Below are 10,097 nucleotides of genomic sequence, written 5' to 3'. Positions count from 1 at the left end.
GTGGTGGTCCGTGTGTGCCGGGGCGGGCAGGCCGTCCGTGACGCCGTGTGCGGCGGACGCCACCGCCGCGGGGTACGGGGACGGGCTGCCCGCGAAGAGAGCGAGGAGGGCGAGGAGCACCGCCGACAGGAGGACCAGGGGACGGCTGGGGGCGCCACGTGGAGCGTGGTGCATGCAGCGTCCCCTTTTCTGTGGGTGTTCCTGTGGGTGCGGGTGCCGGACCCGGGGTCCCGACCGGGGAGTGGACAGCCGGGACCCCAGGCGGTCGTGGAGCGCGGTCAGGGTTCGATCAGACCGGCGCGGATGGCGTAGCGGGTGAGGTCGAGACGGTCGCGCAGACCGAGCTTCTGCAGCAGGTTGGCGCGGTGCCGCTGCACGGTCTTGATGCTGATGAAGAGGATCTCACCGATCTCCTTCGAGGAGTGCCCCTCCGCCACCAGCTTCAGGACCTCCTCCTCACGCGGCGTCAGGACCTGGTCCGGGGTCTCCTCGCCGTGGCGGACCCGGTCGAGGTAGTTGCGGATCAGCGCGGTCACCGCCCCGGGGTAGAGGAAGGGCTCGTCGCGCATCGCGGCCCGGCAGGCGGCGACCAGGTCCTGGTCGGCGACGGACTTCAGCACGTACCCGCTGGCCCCGGCCTTCAGCGCCTGGAAGAAGTACTGCTCGTTGTCGTGCATCGTGAGCATCAGGACGCGCAGGTCCGGTTTGAGCGCCACCAGCTCGCGGGCGGCCTGCAGACCGGTCAGGCGGGGCATCGCGATGTCCAGCACCGCGAGGTCCACGTCGTGGGTGCGGGCCATCTCGATGGCCTCCGCGCCGTCACCGGCCTCGGCGACCACCTCCAGGTCCGGTTCCCGGTCGAGGATCAGCCGCACCCCCCGCCGTACCAGGGCGTGGTCGTCGGCGAGCAGGATACGGATCGTGGTCGTCTTGGTCGGGTCGGACATGATCAGGGCTGCTTCCTGGGGACGGGCGCGGTCAGCCGGACCTGGGTTCCGGCCACAGGGGCGGGGGCGAGGTCGAGGCGGGCCCCGATGAGCAGGGCCCGTTCGCGCATGCCGCGGATGCCGGCGCCTTCGCACGCGGCCTTGATGCCGCGTCCGTCGTCGGTGATGGCCAGCTCCACGGCGCCGTCGGTGCGCCGCAGGCTGACCACGATCCGCTCGGCGTCCGCGTGCCGGGCCACGTTGGTCAGGCTCTCCTGTGCGACACGGTAGAGGACGAGCTCGGTCTCCGGCTCCAGGGAGGGCAGATCGGTGTCGAAGCGCCGTATCACCTGCAGTCCGGTGTGGGCGGCGAAATCACTGGTCAGCGAGGTCAGCGCGGCGACCAGACCCAGGTCGTCCAGCACTCCCGGCCGCAGCCGGCGGACCAGCCGGCGGACCTCGTCCAGGCTGCCCCGGGTGATCTCCTGCGCCTGCTGCAGCTCGTCGCGCAACGGCGGCCGGGCCTCGTCCGCGGCCCGCTTGAGCGCCAGCAGGATCGCGGTCATGCTCTGGCCCACCTCGTCGTGCAGTTCCTGCGCGATACGGCGCCGCTCGGCCTCCTGGGCGAGCAGCACCCGCGCGCTGCTCGTGGCCCGCTCGTGCTCCAGCCGGTCCAGCATCGCGTTGAACGTACTGATCAGCTCGGCGACCTCACCGCCGCCGTGCACCGGCAGCCGCTGACCGGGGCGCAGCAGGTCCACCGTGGTCATCAGCTTCGTCAGCCGGTCCAGCGGGGCCAGCCCCCAGCGCAGCAGGGCGGCGTTGGCGACCAGCATGACGGCCAGGCCGACCACCAGAATGATCGCCTCGGTCAGCACCACCGGCACCGAGACGGTCACCGGGGCCCACAGCAGCAGCGCGGTGGCCGAGCCCAGCACCACGGCATTGAGCCCGAAGATCCGCCAGAACAGGGACACCAGGGTTACGCCTCCTTCCGTGATGCGGTCTGCCTCCACTGTCGGGCATCGCGCACCCCGGACGAGCTGCGGCCCCTGGAACCCGTCGGACGAGCCGGACAGGACGGGCCCCGGTCCCGGCCGAAGTCTGCCGGTCCGACCGGGCCACACGCCAGTGTGCCGCCGCCGGCCACCGGAGTCGATGGGGCACGGTCCCCATTTGGCCGGGCGCGGCCTACCCATGCCCCCACCGAGTGGACTCCCCGACCACCCGCAAATGGGTCCTGGACCCGATGGGAAACCGCGGCCCGGTCGTCCAAGGTTGGGATGTGACCGACCCCCGTCCCCCCATGCGGACCCTGCGGTCCACGCAGCCCCTGCGGATCACTCAGGCCGCGCGGTCCCCGCAGGCCACTCAGGCCGCGCAGACCACGCAGGCCACGCAGACCATGTAGACAGAAAGGCACTGACGATGTCGCTCGACGCCGCCCGGACCGAACCCCGACTTGAGCGTGCAGCCGCCGAGGAGGCCCGCCGGCGCCTGGAGCACGCCCGCGGGACCCGTCTGGTCCAGCTGGAGGCCCTCGGCGAGACCGGGCAGACGGCGGACGACCACCTGATGTCCTCCCAGCGGGAAGCCATCGAGCGTGTCCTGAAGGAGATCGACGAGGCGTTCGCCCGTATCGAGGACGGCACCTACGGAACCTGCCTGGGCTGCGGCAAGCCGGTCCCCGCGGAGCGCCTGGAGATCCTGCCCTACACGGGCCACTGCGTCTCCTGCCGGCGCCGTACCGCCTGATCCTCGCCCGCCCTGCCCTCGTCTCCCGCCCTGCCCAAGGGGTGAAGTGGTGAACAACCGGATCATCGGCGACCGCGACACGCACCTGACGCCCGAGGACCTCGCCGCGCTCCGCGAGAACCTCGACGAGCAGCGGCTGTTCCGCCAGGAGCAGCTGCAGCAGATCTCGGCCGCCGCGACATCCCGCGCGGACGCGGTGCTCCAGCGGCAGGCCGCCTCGCAGGTGGAGGTCCGCGTCAAGCTCGCGGCCTCCGCCCGCATGGTCCTCGCCGACGTCGAGGCCGCTCTGGCGCGCATGGACGAGGGCAGTTACGGCACCTGCCACCTGTGCCGGCGTCCCGTCGAACGGGAGCGTCTGACGATCGTGCCGCAGGCCCGCTACTGCGCGCGCTGCCAACAGGTCAGGGAGGCCGGACGGTGACCATGACCCAGCGTTCGCGCGCCGCCTCCGCCGCCACCCGGCACCGGCCGTGGCCGCTGGGCCGGCAGGGCTGCGGCGTCGCCCTCGACATGGGCAGCGCCCGCACCCGCGCCTGGGTCGCCGGCCGGGGGCTGGTCATCGACGTCCCCACGGTGACCTTCCCCGGCGCCGGCGCGGTGTACCCGATCCAGCGCGGCACGATCATCGACACCGAGGGCACCGCCCGGATGCTCGAGCGCCTGCTCGGCCACCGGCTGCCCCGCTTCGCCCGCCCGCTGGTCGTCGTCACCGCTCCCGTGCTGGACGGCGTCGCCTACCGCAACGAGGCCCGTACGGCGGTGGAGGTGCTGCGGCCGCGCGGCGTCCTCACCATCCCCAGCGCCCGGGCGGTGGCGCTGGCCGCGGGCGCGGACCTGTCGCGTCCGCTGCTCGTGGTGGACATAGGCGCCCATCTCACCGAGGTGGTGCTGCTGTCCGAGGGCGCCGTCGTCGACGCGCGCCGCACCGCGCTGGGCACCACCGACCTCGACACCGCCTCGCCGATGCAGATCTGCGACGCGGTGGCCACCATGGTGACCGCGATGCTGCGGCAGGACCGTACGTCGCTCACCATCGACGCCCTGCGCCGGGGCGCGCTGCTGGCCGGCGGGGGCGCTCTGCGCCCCGAGATCACCTACCACCTCACCGGCAGGCTGCACGCACCCCTCAGGGCCGTGGCGGCGCCGCACACCGCTGCCGTCCGCGGCGCCGCCACACTCCTGCGGTCCGTCCGCGACCACCCCGCGGACACGGACTCCGCCTCCTCCGAGCCGCAGTCGTCCTAGGAACAGGAAGGAGAGACACACCATGTCCGGCGGCCTCCCTCGGTCACAGCCGCCCTCCGAAAACCTGCCCTCCGAAGAGCCGGCCACCGAAGAGCTCTCGCGCGTCAAGCTGTGGCGCCTGCGGCGCAACCCGCTGCGCCGCCCCACCGACCTGCTGCAGGCATGGGTCGGTCTCGGCCTGCTGCTGGCCGTGCTGGCCGCCGTGCCCGCGGCCATGTTCCTCGTCGGTGACGCCGCCTTCCGCCATTACGTGCGGACGGCCGAGCACCAGGAACAGACGCGGTGGCAGACCACCGCGGTCCTCGTCCACGACTCCCCCCGCCACCCCGAGCCGGGCTCGGAGGAGGCGAAGACGGCCCGCTACCCGGTCCAGGTGCGCTTCACCGACCCGGGCGGCCGCACCCGCACCGCGCGGGCCGACGTCCATCCCGGCCTGTCCGCCGGCAGCAGCGTCGACGTGTGGGCGGACACGGACGGGCGGATCACCGAGCCGCCCATGACCGACGACCAGATCCGCAGCCGCAGCATGGGCTGGGCGATCATCGCCGCCCTGACCGTCTGCGCCGCCGGCGCGGCCGCGTACGGCACCACCGCCCTGGCACTCCGCCGCCGCAACCTCTCCGCCTGGGCCGCGGCCTGGTCCCGCACGGCCCCCCGCTGGACGACGTCCCCGTAGCCGTGCGGGTCGTTCCCCACCTGCCGTCGCCCGCCCCGCATTTGACGGGGCCCCGTCATCACCCAGGCATGAAACACCCACTCAACATTGCCGGAAACCGGCAATGCGCGAGCGGTGATCCCACAGGCAGAATGTCGCACGGGGAGCACCGCGGACGGTTTTGGTGCCGGACACCGGCAGATGTCCGGCACCGGAACCGGCAGGGGGAATGTCCGCCACCCGGTGTGCCGCAGACGGAACGAGGGGGAACATCCCGCGGCGCACCACCCGCTCGCACGGCGCCCGCACACCGCGCCGGCCACCGCAGGGTTTTGGCCCCGGCCACCCCGGGCTCGCCCTTACTCACCGTCCCTCACCATCAAGGACGTATGCCATGGATGTCATCGGCGCACTCGCCGCGGCCTGCCTGATCTTCGTGCTCCTCGTGCTGTTCGCCTTCTCCCGGCTGTTCCGGAAGGTGGAGCAGGGCAAGGCCCTGATCGTCTCCAAGATGCGCAAGGTCGACGTGACCTTCACCGGGCAGGTCGTCCTGCCGGTGCTGCACAAGGCCGAGGTGATGGACATCTCGGTGAAGGCCATCGAGATCACGCGCACCGGCCGCGAGGGGCTCATCTGCCGGGACAACATCCGCGCCGACATCCGCATCACGTTCTTCGTCCGGGTCAACAAGACCGCCCAGGACGTCGTCAAGGTCGCCCAGGCCGTCGGCACCGCCCGCGCCAGCGACCGGGACACGCTGCAGGAGCTGTTCCACGCCAAGTTCTCCGAGGCGCTGAAGACCGTCGGCAAGCAGCTGGACTTCACCGACCTCTACACCAAGCGCGAGGAACTGCGGTACCGGATCATCGAGGTCATCGGTGTCGACCTCAACGGCTACCACCTCGAGGACGCGGCGATCGACTACCTGGAGCAGACGCCGCTGACCCAGCTCGACCCCGGCAACGTCCTCGACGCCCAGGGCATCCGCAAGATCACCGAGCTGACCGCCGTGGAGCACGTGCGCACCAACGAGGCCCAGCGCACCGAGGAGAAGGAGATCACCCGGCAGAACGTCGACGCGCGCGAGGCCATCCTGGAGCTGGAGCGCCGTCAGGTCGACGCCGAGATCAAGCAGAAGCGGGAGATCGAGACCGCCCGCGCCCGCGAGGAGGCCGAGACCGCCCGCGTGGTGGAGGAGGAGCGGCTGCGCGCGCAGAGCGCCTTCCTGCGCACCGAGGAACAGCTCGGCGTCCAGCGTGAGAACCAGGCCCGCGAGGTCGCCGTCGCCGCGAAGAACCGCGAGCGGGTCATCGCCATCGAGAACGAGCGCATCGAGAAGGACCGCCTCCTGGAGGTCATCGCCCGTGAGCGGGAGACCCAGCTGACCCGGATCTCCGCCGACAAGGAGGTCGAGGCGGAGAAGCGGGAGATCGCCGAGGTCGTGCGCGAGCGGGTCGCGGTGGACCGCACGGTCGCCGAGCAGGAGGAGTCCATCAAGAAGCTGCGCGCCGTGGAGGAGGCGGAGCGCGAGCGCCAGGCCGTCGTCATCGCCGCCGAGGCCGAGGCGCAGGAGAAGCTGGTCAAGGACATCAAGGCCGCCGAGGCCGCCGAGCAGGCCGCCGCCCACCGCGCCGCCGAGGAACTCACCCTGGCCGAGGCCCGGTTGAAGACCGCCGACCTGGACGCCCGCGCCAAGCTGCGCCTGGCCGAGGCCGTCCAGGCCGAAGCCGCCGCCGAGGGGCTGGCCGCCGTGAAGGTCCGCGAGCAGGAGGCCGAGGTCATCGAGAAGGCCGGCCGCGCCGAGGCCGAGGCGCTGCAGGCCCGGCTGCGTGCGGAGGCGGAGGGTGCTCAGGCCAAGGCGCTGGCCGAGGCCGCCGCGATCGGCGAGAAGCTGAAGGCCGAGGCGGCGGGCCTGACCGAGAAGGCGGCCGCGATGGCCGCGCTGGACGAGGCCTCCCGCGAGCACGAGGAGTACCGGCTGCGGCTGCAGGCGGAGAAGGAGATCCGGCTGGCCGGCCTGGAGGCGCAGCGGCAGGTCGCCGAGGCGCAGGCCACGGTGTTGGCGACCGGCCTGGAGCACGCCGACATCGACATCGTCGGCGGCGAGTCGATCTTCTTCGACCGGCTGGTGTCCGCGGTCTCGTTCGGCAAGGGCGTCGACGGGTTCGTCCAGCACTCCGACACCGCGCAGGCCCTGGCCAGGCCCTACCTGGACGGCTCGGCGAGCCTGCCGGAGGACCTGGGCCGCATCCTCGGCTCCGTCTCCACGGCCGACGTGCAGAACCTGACCGTCTCCGCGCTGCTGATGAAGCTGATGAAGAACGGCGGCGGCAACGCCGGGCAGCTCCAGCAACTCCTCGACCGCGCGGGCGAGCTGGGCCTGGCCGACACCCCGCTCACCGCCCTCAACGGCACCGTCAGGGCCTGACGGCCGGCGGGCCCGTGAAGCCACCGGACGGGCCGGTGGCTTCACGGGCCCGCACCTCCTCGCGAAGGGACGCACGACCCATGGCAACCGCCCTGGAGACGGGTTCGTACGACTCCGTGGACACCGGAACGTACGAGGTGCTGCGCGACCGGCTCACCGCGCAGGCCGCCGAACTCGCCCGCGGCGCCGAGCTCCTCAACGCCCGCCGGGCCGAGGAGTTCGGGGCCACGCGCCTGGACCTGACCGGCACCGGCCGGCTGCGCACCGAGCACCCCAGCGTGCCCCGGGACGTCGTCGCCGTCGGCGACCACCTGCTGTTCGGCTACAACGGCACCCGCCCCGAGCCCGAGGTGGGCGACGTCCTCGCCCTGCACGACCGCGAGCTGAACCGGCTGCCCGAGGACGCGGTGCCCGGACTCCTCGACGACCCGACCTTCGTACGGGAGTTCGCGGCCCTGCACCGCTACTACCGGCAGACCCGCCTGCTGAGCCTGCGCCGCGTGGACGGCCGGCTGCTGGCCGTCTTCCGGACCGGCGAGAAGGCCGACGACACCCGGGTGCTGCGCTGGACGCTCACCGCCGACGGCCGGGCGGCGTTCCTGGACGCGCGCGGCGAACGCGACCACGTGCTGCCGCCCGCCCACGACTTCGAGTGGACCGAGGCGGGCCGCGAGGACCACGTGCTGGGCCGGCACCCGCACGTCTCGGTGCGCGGCGAGATCTACGTCTCCACCGTCGGCGGCAGCCTCACCCTCAAGACCGAGAACGACACCGAGACCGGCGAGGGCATCCACAGCGAACCGGTCGACGAGCCGCTGCAGTCCCTCGCCGACGCCGACATCGCGCACGCGCGCGTGGGCGCGCTGATCCTGCTGCGCGTCCGCCCCTACAAGGAGGAGACCCACCGCTACCTGGTCTTCAACACCCTCACCAGGGCCGTCCTCCGCCTCGACGGCATCGGGCAGGCCTGCCGCCGCCTGCCCGAGGACCAGGGCATCGTGTTCCCCGGCGGCTACTGCCTGGCCACCGGCGCCCACAAGACGTACGAACGGGACACCTCCGGCCTGGAGTTTGAGCGCGAGGTGCGCTCGCCGTACGGCGAGGACGTGCTGTACGCCTTCCACGCGCGCGCGCAGGGGCGCAGCCTGCTGCTGTCGTACAACACCATCCGCGAGGAGGTGGCCACCCCGCTGGCCTGCCAGGGCTGGGCCCTGTTCGACGACGGCACCCTGATGGCGCTGCGCACCGACCCCTCGGCGGGACCCGCCGAACCGGGCCGGATGCACCCGCTCCAGCTGTGGTCCTCCCCCTACGTCTCCGACACCCACGCCGCCACCACGGGCACCGGCCCCCTCGGCCGGGTGGGCAACGCCGACATGGTGCGCGGCATCTCCGACTGCCTGTCCATCAGCCGCGCCGTCGCCGAGACCACGCCGACCACCGAAGTGTACGAGGCGCTGGCCGCCGCCTGCGTCCGCGCCCTCGACAGCCACCACTGGCTCGGCGAGGAGGACCTGGGCGACCTGCGCACCCCGCTGGACGCCGTACGGGCCACCGCCGAGCAGGTGCTGGAGGAGTTCCGCACCGTACAGACGCTGACCCGGCGGGCCTCCGACGCGCTCGAGGCCGCCGCCGAACGGCTCGCCGCGGTGGTGCGCCGGCTGCGCGGCGAGGCCCCGCGCGGCGCCGCCGCCTGGGTCGCCGGACTGAGCGAACTCCGGCAGGCCCAGGGCCACTTGCTGACCCTGAAGGAGATGCGGTACGCCGACACCGCCCGGATCGACGACCTCGCCGCCGAGGCGGAGTCCGACCTCGCCACCTTCGGGCAGCGCGCCGTCGCCTTCCTGGCCCGCGAGGACGCCTTCGCCGACCACCACGACGAGGTCGAACGCCTCGTCGCCGACGCCGAGTCGATCGGTTCCGTCGCCGAGGCGGCCCCGGTCGCCGGCCGGCTCGACGACCTCGCCGGCACCCTGCGCACGGTCACCGAGGTCGTCGCCGGCCTCGACATCGGCGACGCCACCGTGCGCACCTCCGTCCTGGAGCGCATCGCCGAGGTGCTCGGCGGCGTCAACCGCGCCCGCGCCCTGCTCGACGCCCGCCGCCGGGAGCTGCGCGACCAGGAGGGACGCGCCGAGTTCGCCGCCGAGTTCGCGCTGCTCGGCCAGGCCGTCACCGGCGCGCTCGCCGCCGCGGACGACCCCGAGGCCTGCGACGAGCACCTCGCGTCCCTGCTGGTCCGGCTGGAGAACCTGGAGTCCCGGTTCGCCGAGTTCGACGACTTCCTCGGCGACCTCGCCGACAGGCGCACCGAGATCTACGAGGCCTTCTCCGGCCGCAAGCAGGGCCTCCTGGACGCCCGCGCCCGCCGCGCCGAACAGCTCGCCGCCTCCGCGGGCCGCGTACTGGAGACGATCGCCCGGCGCGCGGCCGGCCTTGCCGACGCCGACGCCGTCAGCACCTTCTTCGCCTCCGACCCGCTGGTCGCCAAGGCCCGCCGCACCGCCGAGGAACTGCGCGAACTCGGCGACCCGGTACGGGCGGAGGAACTGGACGGCCGCCTGAAGTCCGCCCGCCAGGAGGCGGCCCGCGCCCTGCGCGACCGCACCGACCTGTACGCCGACGGCGGCCGCACCCTCCGCCTGGGCGCCCACCGCTTCGCCGTCACCACCCAGCCCCTCGACCTCACCCTGGTCCCGCACGGCGACGGCCTCGCCTTCGCCCTCACCGGCACCGACTACCGCGACCCGGTCACCGACCCGGACTTCGCGGCCACCCACCCCTTCTGGGACCGCCACCTGCCGTCCGAGTCGCCCGAGGTGTACCGCGCCGAGCACCTGGCCGCCCGCCTGCTGCGCGAGCACGGCCCGGCCGCCCTGGCGGCGGCCGACGACCTGCCCGCCCTGGTGCGCGGGGCCGCGGAGGAGGCGTACGACGAGGGCTACGAGCGCGGCGTCCACGACCACGACGCCGTGGCGATCCTGACCGTCCTGCTCCCCCTGCACGAACAGGCCGGCCCGCTGCGCCACGAACCCGCCGCCCGTGCCGCCGCCCAGCTGTTCTGGGCCAACGGCACCACCCCCGCGGC

The 10,097-nt window shown here is 73.2% G+C and carries 8 protein-coding genes; 6 read left to right on the top strand and 2 right to left on the bottom strand.

From position 1 onward, the window contains the following. Nucleotides 1–278: 278 nt before the first annotated feature. Both C1I97_RS23205 and C1I97_RS23200 read right to left on the bottom strand, forming a co-directional pair. The gene (locus C1I97_RS23205) at nt 279–947 is read right to left on the bottom strand and encodes a response regulator (protein WP_111005125.1); all 669 of its coding nucleotides are present in this window, start codon (nt 945–947) and stop codon (nt 279–281) included. A gap of 2 nt (nt 948–949) precedes the next feature. After that, the gene (locus C1I97_RS23200; protein ID WP_111005124.1) at nt 950–1,903 is read right to left on the bottom strand and encodes a HAMP domain-containing sensor histidine kinase; all 954 of its coding nucleotides are present in this window, start codon (nt 1,901–1,903) and stop codon (nt 950–952) included. A 451-nt stretch (nt 1,904–2,354) separates the two neighbouring features. On the opposite strand from C1I97_RS23200, the gene C1I97_RS23195 reads away from it, so the two are divergent. The 6 genes from C1I97_RS23195 to C1I97_RS23170 all read left to right on the top strand — a co-directional run. Next, nucleotides 2,355–2,681, top strand: coding sequence for a TraR/DksA family transcriptional regulator (locus C1I97_RS23195; protein WP_111005123.1), 327 nt, complete (start codon nt 2,355–2,357; stop codon nt 2,679–2,681). A 46-nt stretch (nt 2,682–2,727) separates the two neighbouring features. Next, nucleotides 2,728–3,102 carry a TraR/DksA family transcriptional regulator gene (locus C1I97_RS23190; protein WP_111005122.1) on the top strand — a complete coding sequence of 125 codons (375 nt, stop codon included), beginning with the start codon at nt 2,728–2,730 and terminating at the stop codon, nt 3,100–3,102. A gap of 2 nt (nt 3,103–3,104) precedes the next feature. Then, nucleotides 3,105–3,926 (top strand): rod shape-determining protein, encoded by an 822-nt coding sequence (locus tag C1I97_RS23185; RefSeq protein WP_111005121.1) that lies wholly within the window; start codon nt 3,105–3,107, stop codon nt 3,924–3,926. 22 nt (nt 3,927–3,948) lie between these two features. Next, nucleotides 3,949–4,602, top strand: a complete 654-nt coding sequence (locus tag C1I97_RS23180; protein WP_111005120.1) for an Rv1733c family protein — start codon at nt 3,949–3,951, stop codon at nt 4,600–4,602. 373 nt (nt 4,603–4,975) lie between these two features. Then, entirely contained in the window at nt 4,976–7,009 is a 2,034-nt protein-coding gene (locus C1I97_RS23175) for a flotillin family protein (RefSeq protein WP_111005119.1), read from the top strand. 80 nt (nt 7,010–7,089) lie between these two features. After that, on the top strand, nt 7,090–10,097 hold a 3,008-nt coding region (locus C1I97_RS23170; protein WP_181446871.1), incomplete at its 3' end, for a DNA repair ATPase.

Origin of the sequence: Streptomyces sp. NTH33, from assembly GCF_003236365.1 — a bacterium.
Lineage (GTDB): Bacteria > Actinomycetota > Actinomycetes > Streptomycetales > Streptomycetaceae > Streptomyces.
The sequence above is the reverse complement of the archived record's forward strand: the minus strand, read 5'-3'. Positions and strand labels throughout refer to the sequence as shown.